Below are 19375 nucleotides of genomic sequence, written 5' to 3' on the forward strand. Positions count from 1 at the left end.
GCCACGGCGCCCGCGATGGGCGCCGTTTTCATTGCAGTGAAGCAAAACTGTCGGCTGCAAGGGATAATAGTGATATTGAAACGTTTCAATGATAATCTCGAATTATTACTAGACAGCATGATGCGGTTTCCTGCCTTTCGTCCGGCACTGGCCCGAGCGAGTAGGGAGGAAAGCCGTTTCCATCCAAAGGAAAGCCTGCGCATGAAGAACTGGACGATCAAGCAACGCATACTGGGTAGCTTTGGGCTCATCCTGCTGCTGATGGCCTTGATGGCGGGCATTTCCGCGGTCAATCTGGGCCGCATCGAGAAGAGTGCCACGGCGCTGCGCCAGGATTCGACCCCCGGCCTGTACTACAGCACCATGATCAATGCTGCCTGGTACGAAAACCTGCTGATGACCCAGCAGATCGCCCAGATCGATACCAGCGAGGCCGAACGCCAGGCCAATCTGGCCCTCTTGCGCCGCAACGGCGAGCGGCTGGACCGCCTGCAGGAAGACTACGAAAAGACCATCTTCGCCGACGGCGATCGCAAGCTCTTCGAGCAATTCAAGGAAACCCGCCAGAAATACCGCGCCCTCGTCAGCGAGGTGCTGAAGATGGACTTCAGCCAGCGTCCGCCCATCGACAAACTGTTCAATGAGCAGATCCGTCCGCAGTGGCGCCTGGGTTATCAGTTCACCCAGCGCATGGTGGAAGTGAACAAGGGTATCGCCGATGATGCCGCCAGCCGCATCAACGATGCGGTCACCTCGGCCCAGTTCGCCATGCTCACTTCGCTCATGGCGGCCTTGCTGGTGGCGCTGGTATGCGGCTTCTTCCTGATGCGCGCCATCAATGAGCCCTTGCAGAAACTCATGCGCATCCTCGACGTGATGCGCTCGGGTGACTTTTCAAGCCGTGTGGCTTTGAACCGCAAGGATGAGTTCGGCGTCTTGGGGAGCGGCTTCGACCGCATGACCGATGAACTGACCGCACTGGTCTCGCAGGCCCAGAAATCCTCGGCGCGGGTGGCCACCTCGGTCACCGAGATCGCCGCCACCGCCCGCCAGCAACAGGCCACGGCCGCCGAGACGGCTGCCACCACCACCGAGATCGGCGCCACCTCGCGTGAGATCTACGCCACCTCGCGCGACCTGGTGCGCACCATGAACGAAGTCTCGGTGGTATCGGACCAGACCTCGTCGCTGGCCGGCAATGGCCAGGCCGGCCTGACCCGCATGGAAGACACCATGCAGAACGTGATGGACGCGGCCGGTTCGGTCAGCGCCAAGCTGGCCATCCTCAACGAGAAGGCGGGCAACATCAATCAGGTCGTCACCACCATCACCAAGGTGGCAGACCAGACCAACCTGCTGTCGCTGAACGCCGCCATCGAAGCCGAGAAGGCCGGCGAACACGGGCGCGGTTTCTCGGTCGTGGCCACTGAAATCCGCCGCCTGGCCGACCAGACGGCTGTGGCGACCTACGACATCGAAGTCATGGTCAAGGAAATCCAGTCCGCTGTGGCGGCTGGTGTGATGGGCATGGACAAGTTCTCCGACCAGGTGCGACGCGGCATGCAGGACGTGCAGACCGCCGGTAGCCAGTTGTCGCAGATCATTGCCCAGGTGCAGGCGTTGGCACCGCGCTTCCAGACCGTCAATGAAGGCATGCAGGCCCAGGCCAACAGCGCCGAGCAGATCAACCAGGCCCTGGTGCAACTGTCCGAGGCGGCGCAGCAGACCGTGGAGTCGCTGCAGCAGTCGGGCCAGGCCATCGAGGAACTGAACGTGGTCTCCAACGAATTGCGCAATGGGGTTTCGCGCTTCAAGGTGATGGACTGAGCCGCAAGGCGGATCGCCTGACCATGAGCGAGTCTTTGTTTCTGCTGTTTTCGCTGGGCGCCGAGCGCTATGCACTGTCTACCGCCGAGGTGGCGTCGGTGCTGCCGCTCTCGCCTTGCAAGGCCCTGCCCGGGGCACCCCCCTGGGTGGCCGGTCTGCTGCCCCACGGTGATGGCCACGTGCCGGTGATCGACCTGTCGCATCTGGCGCTGGGCCGTGCTGCCGCGGCACGCGTGAGTACCCGCCTGGTGCTGCTGCACTACCACGCTGGCCTGCCCGCGCCGCAGTTGCTGGGCCTGATCCTGGAGCAGGCCACCGAGACCTTGCGCTGTGATCCTGCCGGGTTTGTCCCGGCGGCCGTGCGTAATGAGGGCGCGCCTTATCTGGGCCCGGTGCGGCCCTATCAGGGTGGATTGCTGCAGCGGGTGCAGGTCGAGGACCTGCTGGACCCGGCCACCCGCGCACTGCTCTTTCCGCAGGAGCCGGCATGAAGGCCCTGCCGCACATCGCCGACAAGCTCAAGCTTGCGATGGGCCTGGACATGGCCACGGTGGGTGCCAGCCTGATCGAACGCGTGGTGCGCGAGCGCATGACGGCCTTGGAAATCAGCGATGACAGCCTCTACCTCGCGCTGCTGCAGACATCGGCCGCGGAGTTGCAATCCCTGATCGAACTGGCGGTGGTGCCGGAGACCTGGTTCTTCCGCGATCGCGAAGCCATACTCGCGGCTGCCCGCCTGGCCCGCGAGCGCCTGGCCGCACAGCCTGCGCTCCCGGTGCGCATCCTCAGCCTGCCGTGCTCCACCGGCGAAGAACCGTATTCCCTGGCCATGGCCCTGCTCGATGCCGGCCTGCTGCCAGGCCAGTTCGTGATCGACGCCTACGATATCCGCACCCGCTCGCTGGAGATCGCCGCTGCTGGCATCTATGGGCGCAACTCCTTCCGGGGGCGCGACCTGGGCTTTCGTGACCGCTATTTCACTGCGCATGACGGCCAATGGCACCTGCAGCCACACATCCGCGAGCAGGTGCGCTTTGCCCCCGGTAACCTGCTGGCACCGGATTTCCTGCGGCATGCCGCCCCTTACGATTTCATTTTCTGCCGCAACGTGCTGATCTACTTCGAACGCGACGTGCAGCACGCCGTGGTGAACCTGCTGGAAGGCCTGATGAAGCCGGATGCCGTCATCTTCGTCGGTCCGGCCGAGGGCGGCATCCTGTTGAGTCCGCGCCTGGAGTCGGCTGGCATCGCCCTGGCTTTCGGGTTTCGCAAGCGCCCTGTACAGCGGGCCGGCGGCCATGTGCCGGCCTGGGCCGCGCCAGCCAAAACCGCGGCGGTGCCACCGCCCGTTTCTGCCATCCCGATGGGCGCGCCTGCTGTCGCGGCTAAGCGCCGGCCAGCCGTGCCGGCGCCGTCTGCGATGGCTTCGCCGCCGGTCGCGCTGCCATCCGGCCAGTTGGAGCGCGCGCGGCTGCTGGCCGACCAGGGCCAGCTCGAACAGGCCCAGGCCTTGTGCCAGGAGGCCATCCAGGAGCAGGGGCCGAGCGCGGCTGCCTTCTATCTGCAGGGCCTGATCCTCGACGCCGGTGGCGACCACGAGCAGGCACAACGCTGCTATCGCAAGGCGCTCTACCTGGAACCCGAGCACCAGCCCGCACTCTTGCACCTGGCCGCGCTGCTGCAGGCGCAGGGCGATATCGCCGGCGCCGACCGCATGCGTCAGCGTGCCGCCCGCCTGAGCCCGTCACGGGAGGACGCACATGGCTGAAGTGATGCCAACCGATGCCGTGATCGATGACTGCTGGAACCGCATCGGCACCAAGGGCGATGGCACTTGCTCCGAGCTGCAGCAGCACCTGCGCTGCCTGAATTGTCCGACCTTCGCCCGCGCCGCCCTGCAGCAGCTCGATCGCATTCCGGCCTCGGCCGAGGTGGCGCAGCAGTGGATGCATTCCGCCGTGGGGACTGAGCCACCGCAGCAGGGTGCAGACGCTTCCGCGCTGGTGGTGCGCATCGGCGGCGAGTGGCTGGCCATTGCCACCACGGTGGTGCAGGAAGTGGCCGAGACCCGTCCCGTACACAGTCTGCCGCACCAGCGCAACCCGGCCATCAGCGGCGTGCTCAACATCCGGGGTGCATTGCGCATCTGTGTCTCGCTGGCGCAGTTGCTGCAATTGCAGACGGAGTCAGCGGCGGGGCAGGGCGCCTCCCATCTGCTGGTGACCGCCTACGAAGGCCAGACGCTGGTCTTCCCGGTGGAGCAGGTGGTGGGTGTGCACCGCTATGCCCCTGATGCACTGGCGCCGGTACCGACTACGCTGGCCCACGCCACGATCCAGTACACGCGGGGCATGGTGGAGTGGCGGGGTCGACAGATCGGCCTGCTGGACCATGAATTGCTGTTCTACGTACTCAACCGGAGCATGACATGAGTACGCCCGACCTGAGCCAGATGTCCATGCTGGACCTGTTCCGTTTCGAGGCGGAAAGCCAGATTGCCCAACTCAACGCCAGCCTGCTGGCGCTGGAGTTGCAGCCAACGGCGGCCGAACACCTGGAAGCCTGCATGCGTGCCGGTCATTCGCTCAAGGGCGCAGCCCGTATCGTCGGGCTGGAAACGGCGGTAAAGGTCGCCCACGTGCTGGAGGACTGCTTCGTGCTGGCCCAGCAGGGCAAGCTGCTGCTGGAGAAAAAGCACATCGATGTGCTGCTGCGCGGGGCCGATTTGCTGGGACGCATCGCCTCTCCGCCCGATGGCGACGAAGCCTGGGCCGATCATGCCGGTAGCGCAGAGGTGCAAGCCTTCCTGCTGGCCCTGCCCGCGGTGATGAGTGGTGGCGAGGCAGCTCCTTGGCCGAATACTGCTGCACCCGCTCCTGCTGCGTCCTCTGCGCCTTCCGCACCTTCCAGTGCTGCCCAGGCCGAACCCGTCGAGACCGTGGCGTCGCCCGCCCCTCTGGTGGCTGCCGTCGCTGCCGCGCCCGCGCCGACATTGTCCGCGCCTGCCTCCACGCCCGCGCCGGTCGCGGCCCCTGCCGGTACACGTTCCGTGCGGGTCAGCGCCGAGAGCCTGGATCATCTGCTGAGCCTGACCGGGGAATCCCTGGTCGAATCGCGCCGTCTCAAGCCCTTCGCGGCCAGCATGCTGCGCATGAAGCGCGTGCAGCGCGAAGCCATGCAGGCACTGGACCTGTTGCAGCAAAAACTGTCCACCGCCCAGCTGGACGAATTCACCCAGGCCACCTTGTCCGAATTGCGTACGCTGATGCAGCAGAACCAGCATCTGCTGGGCGACCAGGTCAATGAACTGGAGGCCTTCGACCGCCGCTCGGTGAACCTGTCGCAGCGGCTCTACGACGAAGCGCTGGCATGCCGCATGCGGCCCTTCGCCGATGGCACCGGCGGTTTTGCCCGCATGGTCCGCGACGTCGGCCATACCCTGGGCAAGTCGGTGCGGCTGGACATCAGCGGCAGCGTCACCCAGATCGACCGCGACATCCTGGAAAAGCTGGAAGCCCCCATCGGTCACCTGCTGCGCAATGCCGTGGACCACGGCATCGAAGACGGCACGATCCGCCGGGCGGCTGGCAAGCCGGAGCAGGGCGTGGTGCGGCTGGAGGCCCGCCATAGCGCCGGCATGCTGCTCATCGAGGTGAGCGACGATGGTGCCGGCATCGATATCGAACAATTGCGGCGCGCCGTGGTGGCGCGCGGACTGTCCAACGAAGAGACGGCGGCCCGTCTGTCCGAGGCGGAGTTGCTGGAATTCCTGCTGCTGCCCAGCTTCACCCTGCGTGACACCGTGACCGAGATTTCCGGGCGCGGCGTGGGGCTGGACGTGGTGGCCGACATGCTCAAGCAGGTGCGTGGCACGATCCGCATCACCACCCGGCCGGGGCAGGGCAGCCGTTTCCTGATGCAATTGCCGCTGACCCTGTCGGTGATCCGCAGCCTGCTGGTGGAGATTGCCGGCGAACCCTATGCATTCCCGGTGGCCTACGTCAACCGCACGCTGCGCCTGCCAGCCGAAGCCTTGCAGACGCTGGAAGGCTACCAGCACTTCAGCCACGAGGGCCGCCAGATCGGCCTGGTCAGTGCTCATCAGGTCTTGCAGAAGGGGCAGTGGCGCGCCCGTGACGGCAGCGTCTGCGTGGTGGTCATCGGCGAACAGGAGCACAGCTATGGCGTAGCGGTGGATGCATTCCTCGGCGAGCGCATGCTGGTGGTGCAGCCGCTGGATCCGCGCCTGGGCAAGATCCCCGATGTGCAAGCCGGTGCGCTGATGGAAGATGGTGCGCCGCTGCTGATCCTGGATGTGGCCGACATGCTGCGCACGGTGCAGAAGCTGACCTCGTCCGGGCGCCTGCAGACGGTGGACCAGGACGGCGCTGCGCAGGCCGCCGTGGCCGCCCGCAAGAAGGTGCTGGTGGTCGACGATTCGCTGACCGTGCGCGAGCTGGAACGCAAGATGCTTGCCAATCGCGGCTATCAGGTCACGGTGGCAGTGGATGGCATGGATGGCTGGAATGCGGTGCGCGCCGAGCACTTCGACCTGGTCATCACCGATATCGACATGCCGCGCATGGACGGCATCGAACTGGTCAGCCTGATTCGCGGCGCACCGCAGCTGCAGTCGCTACCGGTGATGATCGTGTCCTACAAGGATCGTGAGGAAGACCGGCAGCGCGGCCTGGAGGCCGGCGCCGATCACTATTTCACCAAGAGCAGTTTCCATGACGAAAGCCTGTTGCAGGCCGTCACGGATTTGATTGGAGAGGCGACATCGTGAAGATCGGGATCGTCAACGACACGCCCATGATGGTGGAAGTACTGCGCCGGGTCGTCGCCGAGAGCGGCCGGCACGAGCTGATCTGGATTGCCCGCGACGGTGAACAGGCAGTACAGATGTGCGCCTGGCAGTTGCCGGACGTGGTGCTGATGGATCTGCTCATGCCCAAGGTCGATGGCGTGGAAGCCACCCGCCGGATCATGCAGGAGACACCCTGCCCGATCCTGGTGGTGACCTCGGACATGGATACCAGTGCCGCCAAGATCTACGAGGCGCTGGGCTATGGTGCGCTGGATGCCACCCAGACCCCGGCCCTGATCGGCGCGGCCGGCAAGCGTGACGCCGCAGCGCTGATCGAAAAGATCGACAACCTCGGCCGGCTCGGTCCGGAAGTGGTGACCGCGCCGGTGCGGCCCGGCGTGCGACCACTACCGTCGGTGTCCTCGGAAGACTTGGCACCCCTGGTGGCGGTAGGGGCGTCGGCCGGCGGTCCGGCGGCGCTGGCCACCTTGCTCAAGCAGTTGCCACGCGAGTTCGGCGGCAGCATCGTGATCGTGCAGCATATCGATGCCGGCTTCGCGCCCGGCATGGCGCAATGGCTGCAGCAGCAGTCGCTGCTGCGGGTGCGCCTGGCCGGCGAGGGGGATCTGCCACGCCGTGGCGAAGTCCTGCTGGCCGGCAGCAACCATCATCTGGTCTTCAAGGAAAACAGCCGGCTGGCCTATGTCGAAGGTGCTGCCGCCGACGTCTACCGACCGTCGGTGGATACCTTTTTCCACAGCGTCGTCCGGCATTGGCAAGGCAAGGCCACCGGCGTATTGCTCACTGGCATGGGGCGCGATGGCGCAGCCGGCCTGAAGGCCTTGCGTGAGAACGGCTACCACACCATCGCCCAGGACCAGAAAAGCTGCGCGGTCTATGGCATGCCCAAGGCGGCGGTGGCCCTGAATGCCGCCGTCGAGGTGCTGTCCGTGACGGCCATCGCCGCGCGGTTGCAGGCCATCGTGGCGTCAACATGAAGAATAGAAGGAAGAAACAATGAGCTCGGTGCAACCTACCGACATCCAGACCGGTGGCCCCGTGCCACCGAGCGACGAATACAAGATCATGGTGTTGCTGGTGGATGACCAGGCCATGGTGGGTGAGGCGATCCGCCGCGCCCTGCTCAACGAAGAGCACATCGATTTCCATTTCTGCACCCGCGCCGAGGAGGCGCTGGCGGTGGCGGAGAAGACACGGCCCACCGTGATCCTGCAGGATCTGGTGATGCCGGGCGTGGATGGCATGACCCTGGTGCGTCAGTATCGCGCCAGCGCCGCCCTGGCCAATGTGCCGATCATCGTGCTGTCCTCGCGAGACGATCCGGAGATCAAGCGCGATGCCTTTGCCGGGGGGGCCAATGACTACATGGTCAAGCTGCCGGATGTGATCGAACTGGTGGCGCGCCTGCGCTACCACTCGCGCTCCTACATCAACCTGCTGCAGCGGGACGCCGCCTATCGTGCACTGCGCGAGAGTCAGCAGCAGTTGCAGAAGACCAATTTCGAACTGCAGCGCCTGACCAATACCGATGGCCTGACCGGCATCGCCAACCGCCGCTATTTCGATGATTATCTGGGCGCCGAATGGCGGCGTGCGCGGCGCGACGGTCTGGACTTGTCGCTGCTGTTGATCGACGTGGATTTCTTCAAGCTCTTCAACGATACCTACGGTCACGTGGCCGGGGATGCCGTCCTGCGCCGGGTGGCGCAGACGCTGGACAACAGCATCCAGCGGCCGGCCGATCTGTCGGCCCGTTTTGGTGGCGAGGAATTCGCCATGATCCTGCCGCGCACGCCGCTGGCAGGCGCGCAGACCATCGCCCATAAGGTGTGTCAGCTGATCGAGGCGAACCAGATCGCGCATGAACGCTCCAATGTCAGCTCCTGGCTCACCGTCAGTGTGGGTGCGGCCTGCGTGGTCCCGGGCCAGGCGCAGGACATCAGTGAGCTGATCGAGATGGCCGATCGCCGCCTGTACCTGGCCAAGCAGCAGGGACGCAACCGGGTGGTCTGGCAGGATGGCTGAGTGAGCGCCGACGTAGCGCACCCCGATGACGACAACAAGGAGAAGACCAGCATGCGCAGCATCGCCAGCCTGGAAGAACTGAAATCGCTGGCCGGCCAGGAAGTGGCCACCAGCGCGTGGATCACCATCACCCAGGAGCAGGTCGACCGGTTCGCCGATGCCACCGGCGACCACCAATGGATTCACGTCGACCCGGCGCGCGCGGCGCGGGAATTGCCCTCTGGCGGCACGGTCGCGCATGGCTTCCTGACGCTGGCCTTGTTGCCGCGGATGCTGTCTGAATCCATCAGCATGGGCCCCGAGGTGCGCATGCTGCTCAACTATGGCCTGAACCGGGTACGTTTCCCGGCACCGCTGCCGGTAGGACGCCAGGTGCGCGGCCTCATCACGCTGCAGGCGGTGGAGGAAGTCCCGGGTGGCCTGCAGCTCACCTGGCAAATCACGGTGCAGTGCGAGGGGCTGGAAAAGCCGGTGTGCGTGGCTGAATTTCTCGTGCGCTGCTACTGAGCGCAGGGTCGACGATCCGCTCTGGTTCGCTCCACGGGGCGGGCCATCTGCTTTCTCGCAGAAGCTCACCTACTTTGTCGCCTGGACGCATCGCAGGGTCCGGGCAGGATTGATTTGCGTGCAATGTGCTCGCGTATGGTGCTAAGGTAAAGGCCCGATAAGGCGGCCTTCCACGGTGGCCAGCGCGGCCGTTGCTCGAACCGCCAAGTCATAGCCGAACATGCTTTCATGATGTCAGAACAAGCGCCAAAAATGGACGCGGCCCCCTTGGCCGCCGTTGCCGCCGAGCATAACCGCGATTGCGACTTTGCGCGCAAGGCACTCGCTTTCAATAACCTCACGCTCTCCTATATCGCTCGCGGCGCTCCGCTGGATCAGTTGCTTGATCGTATCGCCAGCGGTTTTTCTTGCGCCACCCCACAGCGCATGTTGGCGATCTTCCTGTTCGACTCCCAGGCGCGCCGCATGCGCATAGGCGCCGCACCACGCATGGCGCCGGCCTTCCTGGCCGAGGTGACGGCACTGGAGGTAGATGATCCTGACACCCCCGGTTTCTGGAGTGGATTGTCTGCGCTGGGCGCAGCATACGGCCTGCGCCTGCGGGAGATGCTGCCGCTGCGCTCCTTCGCCGGGGAAGTGGCGGGGGTGCTGGTGGTATGCGCCGACGGGCAGGTGGCGGTCGATGACAGTGTGGAGCGCGATCAGGGCTACCGCGGCAGTGTCGGGGCGGCAGTATCGATGGCCATGCTGGCCATCGAGCGCTCGCTGGTACCGGTCCATGTGAGGGTCAAGGGCGAGCCGCCCGGGGTGGCTGACGAGCGCATGGCGCTGGCCATCGAAGGCAGCGGTACCGGCATCTGGGACCGCAATGCCGTCACTGGCGAGATGTATTATTCGCGCGGCTGGAAAGCCATCCTCGGATACGAGGACTGGGAGCTCTCCAGTCACCTGGAGGACGCCTACCAGCGCATCCACCCGGATGACCTGGCCTATGTCCAGGAGACCGTGCGCCAGCACTTCGAGTCGCGCTCCGACAGTTACCAGGTCGAGCATCGCATCCGCTGCCGCGATGGCAGCTACAAGTGGATCTGCAGTCGCGGCAAGGTGGTGGCACGCGATGCCGAGGGCAATGCACTACGCATGATCGGTACCACTACCGACATCACCGAGATCAAGCGGCTCACCGAAAAGCTGACCAAGAGCAGCCGCATGCTGGACTACCTGACCCACGAGATTCCGGGGATGGTGTTCCAGTTCAAGGTGCCACCGGACGGGCGCGGGTACTTCACCTATGTCAGCGAAGGTGCGCGCGAGACTTATGGCCTGGCGCCCCAGCAGTTGCTGGAGTCGCCGGCGGTGATCAAGAGCGTGATCCATCCGGAAGACATGCCGCTCTACGAAGCGGCGCGCCAGGCGGTGCTGGCCGGTGCCTCTCACTGGATACTGGAGTTCCGGGTCATGCCACCGGGCCAGTGCGTGCGCTGGCTGCGCGGTGAGGCCCGGCCACGGCGGCTGGCCGATGGCACCATCCTGTGGCATGGCTTCATCAGCGACATCAGCCAGAGCAAGGCCATCGAGCTCGAACTGCAGGAATTCGCCCTGACCGACTACCTCACGCAGTTGCCCAACCGTCGTCACTTCATGCAGCGGCTACAGGAAGAGTACAACCGCATCCAGCGCGGCATCGCCGGCACGGCGGCGGTGCTGATGTGCGATCTGGATCATTTCAAGCGCATCAATGACAGCCTGGGGCATGCCGTGGGGGATCAGGTGCTCAAGCACTTTGCCGACGTGCTCATGAGCCAGTTGCGCAAGACCGATGCCGCCGGGCGGCTGGGTGGAGAAGAGTTTGCCGTGATCCTGTCCGGGGTGGACCTGCAGGCGGCAGCCGAATTCGCGACGCGTCTGCAAAACTGCTTTGCCGGCCAGCCGCTATGGCATGACGGGCATAAGGTGGAGGTGACGCTGTCCATCGGGATCGCCCTGATGCAGGCAGACAGCGCCGGCCAGGAGCAGGTCTTGCGGGCCAGTGACGATGCTCTCTATCGCGCCAAGGAAAAAGGGCGCAACCGCTTCGAATTCGCGCCCCTGGCCTGCGTACCACGGGGCTGAGCGCAACAGCTCCGTGGTGCTGAGGGCCCAGTGCCCGGTGCCCGGTGCCCGGTGTTCAGCGTTTCTGGTACTGGCTGGCGCCGAAGAGCAGTTCCCGGGCCTTGTCATCCTGCAGCGGCTTGCGCTTGTCGGCCAGCACGGTCACGCCGCGTTGCACGGCCGGACGGGCGCTGATGGCATCGAACCAGCGCTTGACGTTGGGGAAGTCCGCCAGATCGATGCCCTGGTTCTTGTGCGAACGGGTCCAGGGGAAGCAGGCGATATCGGCAATGGTGTACTGCTCGCCAGCCAGGTAGGCGTGCTGGCCCAGTTGCTTTTCCATCACCTGGTACAGGCGACGCGCTTCATTGGTGTAGCGATTGACGGCGTATTCGATCTGTTCGGGCGCATAGAGGCGGAAGTGGTGCGCCTGTCCCAGCATCGGCCCCAGGCCACCCATCTGGAACATCACCCATTGCAGCACTTCATACTTTTCGCGATCGGTTTCGCCGAGGAAACGACCGGTCTTGCCGGCCAGGTAGATCAGGATGGCGCCCGATTCGAACAGCGAGATCGGCTGGCCGTCCGGACCATCGGGATCGACGATGGCGGGGATCTTGTTGTTGGGCGAAATCTTCAGGAATTGCGGTGTGAACTGGTCGCCGGCGCCGATATCGATGGCGTGCGCGGTGTAGGGCAGGCCGCATTCTTCCAGCATGATGTGGACCTTGTGGCCGTTGGGTGTGGCCCAGCTGTATACGTCGATCATGGATGTCCTCTGTAGGTGTCGGGGTGGAGTCCGGGCAATGCCGGGCGATGCACTAACGCTATAAAAGAGATAAAGGATTTACAGACTGGCCAGGCGATCCAGCGCCAGTTGCAGGGTCTCGTCCTTCTTGGCGAAGCAGAAGCGCACGATGCCGGATTCGCGTGGCGTGTTGTAGAAGGCCGAGACCGGGATGGCGGCTACGCCGATCTCGGTGGTGAGCCACTTGCAGAACTCGGCTTCGGGCAGGTCCGAAATGGCGTCGTACTTCACGCACTGGAAATAGGTGCCCTGCGAGGGCAGCAGTTCGAAACGGGTCGCGGCCAGGCCGGCGCGGAACAGGTCGCGCTTCTTCTGGTAGAAGGCCGGCAGGTCCAGGTAGGGGGCCGGGTCCTTCATGTAGGCCGCCAGCCCGTATTGCACCGGGGTATTGACGGTGAACACGTTGAACTGGTGCACCTTGCGGAATTCGGCCGTGAGGGCGGCGGGTGCGGCCACGTAGCCGACCTTCCAGCCGGTGACGTGGTAGGTCTTGCCGAAGCTGGAATTGATGAAGCTGCGCTCGGCCAGTTCGGGGTGACGCGCCAGGGACTCATGGGGCTGGCCGTCGTAGACCATGTGCTCGTAGACTTCGTCGGAGAGGATCAGGATGTCGGTGCCGCGCACGATATCTGCCAGGGCCGCCACGTCGGCGGCACGCATGACGCTGCCGGTCGGGTTGTGGGGCGTGTTGACCATGATCATGCGGGTCTTGGGGGTGACTGCGGCCTTGACCTTGTCCCAGGGGATGCTGTAGCCGGCCGCGCCCACTTCCATCTGCACGAACACCGGCACGCCGCCGGCCAGTTCGATGGCCGGTATATAGCAGTCGTAGACCGGTTCGATGACGATGACTTCATCGCCGGCATGCACCGCGCACAGTACCGAGGTCAGGATGCCCTGGGTGGCGCCGGCGGTGACGGTGATCTCGGAGACCGGATCGTAGCGATGCCCGTAGAGCTGTTCGACCTTGTCGGCAATGGCTTCGCGCAGCGGCAGCACACCGGCCATGGGCGGGTACTGGTTCAGGCCTTCCTGCATGGCCTGGGTGACCGCGTTGACCAGCGTCGGGTCGCAATGGAAATCGGGGAAGCCTTGTCCCAGGTTGACTGCGCCCTTTTCGGAGGCCAGTGCGGACATGACGGTGAAGATGGTGGTGCCGACCTTGGGCAGCTTGGTGACGATAGTGGGGGTGCTCATTGCAGCGGGCTCGTTCTTGTGATGATCGCAAGCCCGTTATTCTAGCCGCATTCGCCGGCCGGTTCAGGCAGGCATCGCAAGGAAGGCGTCCGGCCGCCAGTGCTGGGGCTGCACGATGGCGAACATGCCACGCTTGAGGGTGCGCTTGCCCAGCTTGAGCACGGCCTTGTCCTTGCTCACCAGCACATGGGCGCGGCACTGCAGGGCCAGTTCCAGGAATTTCTGGTCGTCGCGGTCGGTGCAGAGGGGCAGGCCGAAGGTATTGACCTCGGCCAGCGGCAGGCACTGCAGCAGGCGGTCGAATTGGGCGCAGATAGACGGCTTGTTCTCGGGCGTGACCGGCAGGTGGGGATAGTCCAGCACCGCCAGCCATTCATTGCGGCAGTCCTCGCGAGTGTAGGCCTCCACGCTGCCGTCTTCGAGTGCCTGCAGCAGGGGCGCCCAGCGCGGGTCGCGGAACACGAACAGGTCCAGGCAGACATTGGTGTCCAGCACCAGCCGCTGGCGCCCACTGGGGGAGGCGGTGGCCAGGGCGGCAGCGGGTTCGGAAGAAAGCGGGGAAGGGAGAGGGTGTGTTGCCGGATTGCTCATTGAATGGAAAAGCTAGTTGTCGATGCCACGCTGGCCGGGGAGCGGCGCTTCCTGCTTGCTGAAGAGCTCGCCGCCAGATTCGAGCGCATCATACCCCTGATCGGTGACGCGCCAGAAATTATGCATGTCCACCGCTGCCAGCCCGCGGTCATAGAGCAGGCGCAGATGATGCAGGATGACCTCGGGCGCCACCTGGCCGGGGAGGGCGCTCTGTATCTTCTCGACGTCGCCGTAGAGGGTGCCGAAGGATGCCAGCTGCTTCAGGATTTCGCCCATCAGGGCTTTGTCTCGTTTCATGTCGTCCTCCTTGCCGGTGATCAATGCATAGTGGCCTACAGTGCTGGCCTGCAGCGCATGCGCAGGCCGCCGCCACTGTCAACATGGACAGCGATTGGCTGCCGAAGTGCCGGCGTAATGCACCCTGCTGGCCCTTGCTGCCGTTATCTGCTGCGGTTACTTCATTGATCTACGGCAAGAATGTTGCAGAACTTGAATGGCGGCCCGGCCGCCATCGTGCTGCCGCTCAGAACTGTTCCCAATCTGAATCATTGCCGGTCTCCACCTTGTTGCTGCGCGAGGCGGCCGGTTCGCTCTTGCGCGCCGGCAGGGCCGGTGCAGCAGTGGCCGCAGGCGCGCGCGCGATTGCCGGGGAGGGGGCAGGGCGGGCGGCCGGCGGCGATTTGGCCGTGACAGGTGCAGCCGCACGGCTGACCGCGCCGGCTGCACGGGCGGAGCGAGGCGCATGACTGGAGAGGTCAGGCTTGAGCTTGAACACGCTGACCAGTTCGGTCAGGCGGACGGCCTGTTCCTGCAGCGAGCCGGCCGCGGCGGCGGCTTGTTCGACCAGCGCGGCATTCTGCTGGGTCACTTCGTCCATCTGGGTGATAGCGATGTTGACCTGTTCAATGCCATCGCTCTGCTCCGAACTGGCGGCAGTGATCTCCCCCACGATGTCGGTGACACGGCGCACGCTGGCCACCACTTCGGTCATGGTGCTGCCGGCGGTTTCGACCAGCTTGCTGCCGGTATCGACCTTGGCCACCGAGTCGTCGATGAGCATCTTGATTTCCTTGGCTGCGGCGGCCGATCGCTGCGCCAGGGAACGCACTTCCGAGGCCACCACGGCGAAGCCGCGCCCTTGCTCGCCGGCACGGGCCGCTTCCACGGCGGCGTTCAGGGCCAGGATATTGGTCTGGAAGGCGATGCCGTCGATCACGCTGATGATTTCCACGATCTTGCGCGAGGAATCGTTGATGGCGCCCATGGTATCGACCACCTGCGATACCACGCTGCCACCCTGGGTGGCCACGTCGGACGCCGAGTGCGCCAGCTGGTTGGCCTGGCGGGCGTTGTCAGCGTTCTGCTTGACGGTCGAGGTCAGCTCTTCCATGGCCGAGGCGGTTTCTTCCAGCGAACTGGCCTGCTGCTCGGTACGGGTGGACAGGTCCAGGTTGCCGGTGGCGATCTCGCGGGAGGCGGTGTTGATGGTGTCGGTGCCTTCGCGGACCTGGGTGACGATGCGCAGCAGGCTGTCGTTCATGGCCTTGAGCGAGCGCATCAGGTGGCCGGTCTCGTCGGCTCCGGCGGGTTTGATTTCGACCGTCAGGTCGCCCTCGGCCACGCGTTCGGCCACGTGCATGGCATCCTGCAGCGGACGCGAGACGATGCGTGCCACCCAGGTCGCCAGCAACATTCCCAGGCCGATGCAGGCGGCCAGCAGGGCGCCGATCATGATGCGCGAGCTTTCATAGCGGTCCTGGGCTTCCTGATCAGTCTGCTCGCTGCCTTTGACATTGATGTTGACCGCGTTGTCCAGGGCGGCAAACAGGCGCAGGTAGACCGGGGTCGCTTGCTTGATCAGCAGTTCGCGGGCGTCGTCGATCTTTTGTGCGCGCACCTGGGTGGCGATCTCCTGGTGCATCTTGGTGAAGATGGCCTGATCGGCCTTGATCGCATCGAAGTTGGTTTTCTCTTCGGGCGAATTGACCAGGGGCGCGTACTTGTCCAGGATCCTGGACAGGTCGGTGAAGAGGCCGCCGATGGTTTTTTCATTGCTCTCCACATTGCCTTCGTTGCCCGGCAGCATGTGTTGCAACTGTATCGTGCGGATACGCGCCAGGGCGACCTTGGCTTCCAGCGGGTAACGCACGCTGGGCAGGGAGTTGGTAGCGATTTCGGTGGAGGCGTCGTTGACCCGCGAAAGCTGCACGATGGAAAACACCCCCAGCACGGCGGTCAGGAGCAGGATGGCGGCAAAGGTCAGCATCAGCTTGCGGGCGATGCGCAGATCGTAGAACCATTTCATGGTTTGTCCTTGGTCTTGGAATATCGGTGGCGGAGCACCGGATGCAGGTGACGGATCGACCCATGCCTGCAGGGTTGGCTCATGCAGTTTAGGAGCGCGCCTTGTCAGATCAAAGCGGCAATAACCAGTGTTTTGCGGCGCATATTGCCGCTTCGGCGGAACTTGTAGGAGGGCGCGGGCGCAAGGGCCGCGCTTTCGGTATCATGGCGGCCATCTTGTCCCAACCTGATCATTGGATAACCGCCTCATGCTGATTGTTTTGTCTCCCGCCAAGTCGCTGGACTACGACACGCCTCCGACCACCGATGTGCATACCACGCCGGCTTTTGTGCCGCGCTCGGCAGAGCTGATCGAATTGCTCAAGAAGCTCTCGCCGGCTGAGATCGGCAGCCTGATGGGAATTTCCGATCAGTTGTCCGTGCTCAATGTGAACCGCTATGCAAGCTGGTCGCGCAAGTTCACCACGAAGAATGCCAAGCAGGCCGTGCTGGCCTTCAATGGTGACGTCTACGAGGGCCTGGATGCGGCATCGCTCAATGGCAAGCAGCTGGATTACCTGCAGAACCATGTGCGCATTCTCTCGGGCCTGTACGGGATGCTGCGTCCGCTGGACCTGATGCAGCCGTATCGCCTGGAAATGGGGACCAAGCTGGCCAATCCCAACGGCAAGGACCTCTACGCCTTCTGGGGCAGCGAGATCACCGATGCCCTCAACGAGGAACTGGCCGCGCAGAAGACGCCGGTGCTGGTGAACCTGGCTTCGGACGAATACTTCAAGTCGGTCAAGCCCAAGCTGCTCAAGGCACAGGTGATCGCGCCGGTGTTCGAGGACTGGAAGGGCGGCAAGTACAAGATCATTTCCTTCTACGCCAAGCGCGCACGCGGGCTCATGGCGCGCTATGCGGCGCAGAAGAATATCAACCAGCCGGAGAAGCTCAAGGCCTTCGACCTGGAAGGCTATGCCTTCGCGCCCGAGGCTTCCAACGAGAAGAACTGGGTCTTCCGCCGTCGCCTGGAGGGCTGAACTGCGGCCGGGCAGGGCTCAACGCCTTGCCTGATGGAAATGTCAAACAAACAAAAAACCCTCGCCATCCGCATGGCGAGGGTTTTTATATGGGGTGAAGCTGGCTTACCAGACCTTCCACCAGGGCTTGGCCTTCTGCTTGGGGCCACCGGTGTACCAGGGGCTGTTGGGATAGGTGGCCTGGATGATGCGTTCGGTATCTTCCTTCAGCTTGGTCTGTCCCAGGGCTTCGTAGGAGCGCATCAGGATGAACAGCGCCTCTTCGTTGGCAGGCGAGTCCGGATACTGCTTGATGGCGGCCTGCGCGCGGTTGGCCGCCGATACGTAGGCGCCACGGCGGTAGTAGTAGTTGGCCACGTGGACGTCGTATTGCGACATGGCATTGACCAGGTATTTCATGCGTGCAATGGCGTCCGGGGTGTACTTGCTGTCCGGGAAACGTTCTGCCAGCAGCTTGAACGAGTCGAAGGCGTCACGCATGGCCTTGGGATCGCGCTCGGTGTTGTCCTGGTCGGTGAAGGTGTCGAAGATGCTGGTGCGATCATTGAAATTGATCAGGCCACGCAGGTAGTACATGTAGTCGACGTTGGGATGGTTGGGGTGCAGCTTGATGAAGCGGTCCACCGCCGCCAGGCCCTGGGCCTGCTCGTTCTGGCGGTAGTAGGCGTAGGCGATGTCCATCTGTGCCTGCTGCGCATAGGTACCGAAGGGGTAGCGCGACTCCAGCTTCTCGAAGTACTTGATGGCCTTCTCGTAGCCACCGGCATTCAGTTCGTCCTTGGCTTCCGAGTATAATTTCGAGGCAGACCAGCCGACCGTCTCATCCTTTTGCTCCGGCAAGAGGCCGCAGGCGGTGAGCGAGAGGGCAAAACCGATGATGAAGAACTTCAATAAGATTTTGTGCATGACTCTTGTGTGCTTGTCTGGGACTTATCAGTTGTGCATGGCGCTGTGCGCCTACCCGAGCCGGCTGCATCGATACCCGAAATACAATCAACCCGATCCGGCGATTATAGCTGATGTCACGTAAGAAACCCCTTCCGATTACAAATGGCGATACGCCAATGACCCCCGACCTCCCCGCCGATGAGGCTTTCGACGACGATAACGGCCAGGCCGCTGCCGACGACGATGGCAGCTCTGGCCTGGAGCCCCTGAGCCTGCGCCTGGGCGATGAAGTCATCGGCCAGCGGCTGGACAAGGTCCTGTCCGGCCTCATGCCCGAATTTTCCCGCAACCGCATCCAGCAATGGATTGAAGACGGTCACGTCACCGTCGATGGTGCCCCCGCCAAGGCCAAGATGACCATGCTGGGCGATGAGCTGGTCGAGGTGGCGCCGCAGTCGGCCCCGGCCGATCAGCCCTATGCTCCCGAAGCCATGGCGCTGGATATCCTGCATGAAGACAAGTACATCATCGTGCTCAACAAACCGGCTGGTCTGGTGGTGCACCCGGCCGCCGGCAACTGGAGCGGCACGCTCTTGAATGGTCTGTTACACCATTGCCCGGCGCTGGCCAAGGTGCCGCGTGCCGGCATCGTGCACCGGCTGGACAAGGAGACCAGCGGCCTGATGGTGGTGGCCAAGACGCTGGCGGCGCAGACCGATCTGGTGCGACAGCTACAGGCGCGCAGCATGAAGCGTCAGTATCTGGCGCTGGTGTGGGGCTTGCCGCAGCTGTCCGGCACCATCAATGCGCCGATGGCGCGCCATCCGCGTGACCGCATCAAGATGGCGGTATCGCAGAGCATGCGCGCCAAGCCGGCGGTGACCCATTACCGTCGCCTGGCCACTGGAGAGATCGATCGCAAGCCGGTGAGCCTGGTGCATTGCCGCCTGGAAACCGGGCGCACCCACCAGATCCGCGTGCACCTGCAGTCGCTGGGCTTTGCCCTGGTTGGTGATGCGCTGTATGGCAAGCATCACCTGATCCCGGTGTTCCCGCGTCAGGCGCTGCTGGCCGGTCGCCTCGGCCTGGTCCACCCGGGTAGCGGCAAGTTCCGCCAGTGGGCCGCACCGCTGCCGGAGGACATCGTGGCGCTGCTGCAGCGCGCCGGCATCGATCCGGCTCTGGCGGTGATTCCCGAAATGGATGACCAGCCCGATCCGGTGGCCGGCGACTATGACGACGAAGATGATGACTATTGAGCTGCCCCGGCGGGCCGGGGAG

General features: G+C 64.1%; 17 protein-coding genes. 11 read left to right on the top strand and 6 right to left on the bottom strand.

Going from position 1 to position 19375, the window contains the following annotated elements; genetic code table 11:
* Positions 1-201: 201 nt before the first annotated feature.
* From BTM36_RS24315 to BTM36_RS24355, 9 genes are all read left to right on the top strand, one after another.
* Complete coding sequence (locus BTM36_RS24315) at positions 202-1827, top strand: methyl-accepting chemotaxis protein (RefSeq protein ID WP_077238280.1); 1626 nt, start codon at positions 202-204, stop codon at positions 1825-1827.
* Positions 1828-1850: 23 nt separating this feature from the next.
* Positions 1851-2318 carry a chemotaxis protein CheW gene (locus tag BTM36_RS24320; RefSeq protein ID WP_077238281.1) on the top strand — a complete coding sequence of 156 codons (468 nt, stop codon included), beginning with the start codon at positions 1851-1853 and terminating at the stop codon, positions 2316-2318.
* Entirely contained in the window at positions 2315-3595 is a 1281-nt protein-coding gene (locus tag BTM36_RS24325) for a protein-glutamate O-methyltransferase CheR (protein ID WP_077238282.1), read from the top strand. The genes BTM36_RS24320 and BTM36_RS24325 overlap by 4 nt, the downstream gene beginning before the upstream one ends.
* Complete coding sequence (locus BTM36_RS24330) at positions 3588-4259, top strand: chemotaxis protein CheW (RefSeq protein ID WP_077238283.1); 672 nt, start codon at positions 3588-3590, stop codon at positions 4257-4259. Before BTM36_RS24325 ends, BTM36_RS24330 begins: the two co-directional genes overlap by 8 nt.
* Positions 4256-6616: a hybrid sensor histidine kinase/response regulator gene (locus tag BTM36_RS24335; RefSeq protein ID WP_077238284.1), complete on the top strand. Its 2361-nt coding sequence runs from the start codon at positions 4256-4258 to the stop codon at positions 6614-6616. Before BTM36_RS24330 ends, BTM36_RS24335 begins: the two co-directional genes overlap by 4 nt.
* Positions 6613-7635: a chemotaxis response regulator protein-glutamate methylesterase gene (locus tag BTM36_RS24340; protein WP_077238285.1), complete on the top strand. Its 1023-nt coding sequence runs from the start codon at positions 6613-6615 to the stop codon at positions 7633-7635. The genes BTM36_RS24335 and BTM36_RS24340 overlap by 4 nt, the downstream gene beginning before the upstream one ends.
* A 19-nt stretch (positions 7636-7654) precedes the next feature.
* The gene (locus BTM36_RS24345) at positions 7655-8683 is read left to right on the top strand and encodes a diguanylate cyclase (RefSeq protein ID WP_006464477.1); all 1029 of its coding nucleotides are present in this window, start codon (positions 7655-7657) and stop codon (positions 8681-8683) included.
* Positions 8684-8734: 51 nt separating this feature from the next.
* The gene (locus BTM36_RS24350; RefSeq protein WP_077238303.1) at positions 8735-9190 is read left to right on the top strand and encodes a MaoC family dehydratase; all 456 of its coding nucleotides are present in this window, start codon (positions 8735-8737) and stop codon (positions 9188-9190) included.
* Between the two features lie 252 nt (positions 9191-9442).
* A complete protein-coding gene (locus BTM36_RS24355; RefSeq protein WP_077238286.1) occupies positions 9443-11302 on the top strand; it encodes a sensor domain-containing diguanylate cyclase in 1860 nt (619 codons plus the stop codon).
* Positions 11303-11357: 55 nt separating this feature from the next.
* Here the strand turns inward: BTM36_RS24355 and BTM36_RS24360 are convergent, their stop codons facing one another.
* From BTM36_RS24360 to BTM36_RS24380, 5 genes are all read right to left on the bottom strand, one after another.
* The gene (locus BTM36_RS24360; protein ID WP_077238287.1) at positions 11358-12050 is read right to left on the bottom strand and encodes a glutathione binding-like protein; all 693 of its coding nucleotides are present in this window, start codon (positions 12048-12050) and stop codon (positions 11358-11360) included.
* Between the two features lie 78 nt (positions 12051-12128).
* Positions 12129-13286, bottom strand: coding sequence for a pyridoxal phosphate-dependent aminotransferase (locus BTM36_RS24365; RefSeq protein WP_077238288.1), 1158 nt, complete (start codon positions 13284-13286; stop codon positions 12129-12131).
* Positions 13287-13349: 63 nt separating this feature from the next.
* Positions 13350-13877 (bottom strand): putative toxin-antitoxin system toxin component, PIN family, encoded by a 528-nt coding sequence (locus BTM36_RS24370; protein WP_077238289.1) that lies wholly within the window; start codon positions 13875-13877, stop codon positions 13350-13352.
* 12 nt (positions 13878-13889) lie between these two features.
* Positions 13890-14174, bottom strand: coding sequence for a hypothetical protein (locus BTM36_RS24375; protein WP_077238304.1), 285 nt, complete (start codon positions 14172-14174; stop codon positions 13890-13892).
* 226 nt (positions 14175-14400) lie between these two features.
* A complete protein-coding gene (locus BTM36_RS24380) occupies positions 14401-16182 on the bottom strand; it encodes a methyl-accepting chemotaxis protein (RefSeq protein ID WP_077238290.1) in 1782 nt (593 codons plus the stop codon).
* A 247-nt stretch (positions 16183-16429) separates the two neighbouring features.
* Here BTM36_RS24380 and yaaA point away from each other — a divergent pair, with 247 nt between their 5' ends.
* The gene (yaaA, locus tag BTM36_RS24385; protein ID WP_077238291.1) at positions 16430-17206 is read left to right on the top strand and encodes a peroxide stress protein YaaA; all 777 of its coding nucleotides are present in this window, start codon (positions 16430-16432) and stop codon (positions 17204-17206) included.
* Between the two features lie 105 nt (positions 17207-17311).
* On the opposite strand, the gene BTM36_RS24390 is transcribed toward yaaA, so the two are convergent.
* Entirely contained in the window at positions 17312-18112 is an 801-nt protein-coding gene (locus BTM36_RS24390; RefSeq protein ID WP_006465670.1) for an outer membrane protein assembly factor BamD, read from the bottom strand.
* A gap of 113 nt (positions 18113-18225) precedes the next feature.
* Here BTM36_RS24390 and BTM36_RS24395 point away from each other — a divergent pair, with 113 nt between their 5' ends.
* Positions 18226-19353: an RluA family pseudouridine synthase gene (locus BTM36_RS24395; RefSeq protein WP_077238292.1), complete on the top strand. Its 1128-nt coding sequence runs from the start codon at positions 18226-18228 to the stop codon at positions 19351-19353.
* The last annotated feature ends 22 nt before the right edge of the window (positions 19354-19375 follow it).

The organism is Herbaspirillum sp. VT-16-41 (genome assembly GCF_001994935.1).
In the GTDB taxonomy this organism is placed as follows: domain Bacteria; phylum Pseudomonadota; class Gammaproteobacteria; order Burkholderiales; family Burkholderiaceae_D; genus Herbaspirillum; species Herbaspirillum frisingense.

Bases quoted from the DNA above. Each gene is read 5' to 3' on its own strand.
- BTM36_RS24320 (WP_077238281.1), top strand. From the start codon at position 1,851: ATGAGCGAGTCTTTGTTTCTGCTGTTTTCGCTGGGCGCCGAGCGCTAT.
- BTM36_RS24395 (WP_077238292.1), top strand. From the start codon at position 18,226: ATGTCACGTAAGAAACCCCTTCCGATTACAAATGGCGATACGCCAATG.
- BTM36_RS24370 (WP_077238289.1), bottom strand. From the start codon at position 13,877: ATGAGCAATCCGGCAACACACCCTCTCCCTTCCCCGCTTTCTTCCGAA.
- BTM36_RS24355 (WP_077238286.1), top strand. From the start codon at position 9,443: ATGGACGCGGCCCCCTTGGCCGCCGTTGCCGCCGAGCATAACCGCGAT.
- BTM36_RS24330 (WP_077238283.1), top strand. From the start codon at position 3,588: ATGGCTGAAGTGATGCCAACCGATGCCGTGATCGATGACTGCTGGAAC.
- BTM36_RS24345 (WP_006464477.1), top strand. From the start codon at position 7,655: ATGAGCTCGGTGCAACCTACCGACATCCAGACCGGTGGCCCCGTGCCA.
- BTM36_RS24390 (WP_006465670.1), bottom strand. From the start codon at position 18,112: ATGCACAAAATCTTATTGAAGTTCTTCATCATCGGTTTTGCCCTCTCG.
- BTM36_RS24315 (WP_077238280.1), top strand. From the start codon at position 202: ATGAAGAACTGGACGATCAAGCAACGCATACTGGGTAGCTTTGGGCTC.
- BTM36_RS24325 (WP_077238282.1), top strand. From the start codon at position 2,315: ATGAAGGCCCTGCCGCACATCGCCGACAAGCTCAAGCTTGCGATGGGC.
- yaaA (WP_077238291.1), top strand. From the start codon at position 16,430: ATGCTGATTGTTTTGTCTCCCGCCAAGTCGCTGGACTACGACACGCCT.
- BTM36_RS24335 (WP_077238284.1), top strand. From the start codon at position 4,256: ATGAGTACGCCCGACCTGAGCCAGATGTCCATGCTGGACCTGTTCCGT.
- BTM36_RS24360 (WP_077238287.1), bottom strand. From the start codon at position 12,050: ATGATCGACGTATACAGCTGGGCCACACCCAACGGCCACAAGGTCCAC.
- BTM36_RS24350 (WP_077238303.1), top strand. From the start codon at position 8,735: ATGCGCAGCATCGCCAGCCTGGAAGAACTGAAATCGCTGGCCGGCCAG.
- BTM36_RS24365 (WP_077238288.1), bottom strand. From the start codon at position 13,286: ATGAGCACCCCCACTATCGTCACCAAGCTGCCCAAGGTCGGCACCACC.
- BTM36_RS24380 (WP_077238290.1), bottom strand. From the start codon at position 16,182: ATGAAATGGTTCTACGATCTGCGCATCGCCCGCAAGCTGATGCTGACC.
- BTM36_RS24375 (WP_077238304.1), bottom strand. From the start codon at position 14,174: ATGAAACGAGACAAAGCCCTGATGGGCGAAATCCTGAAGCAGCTGGCA.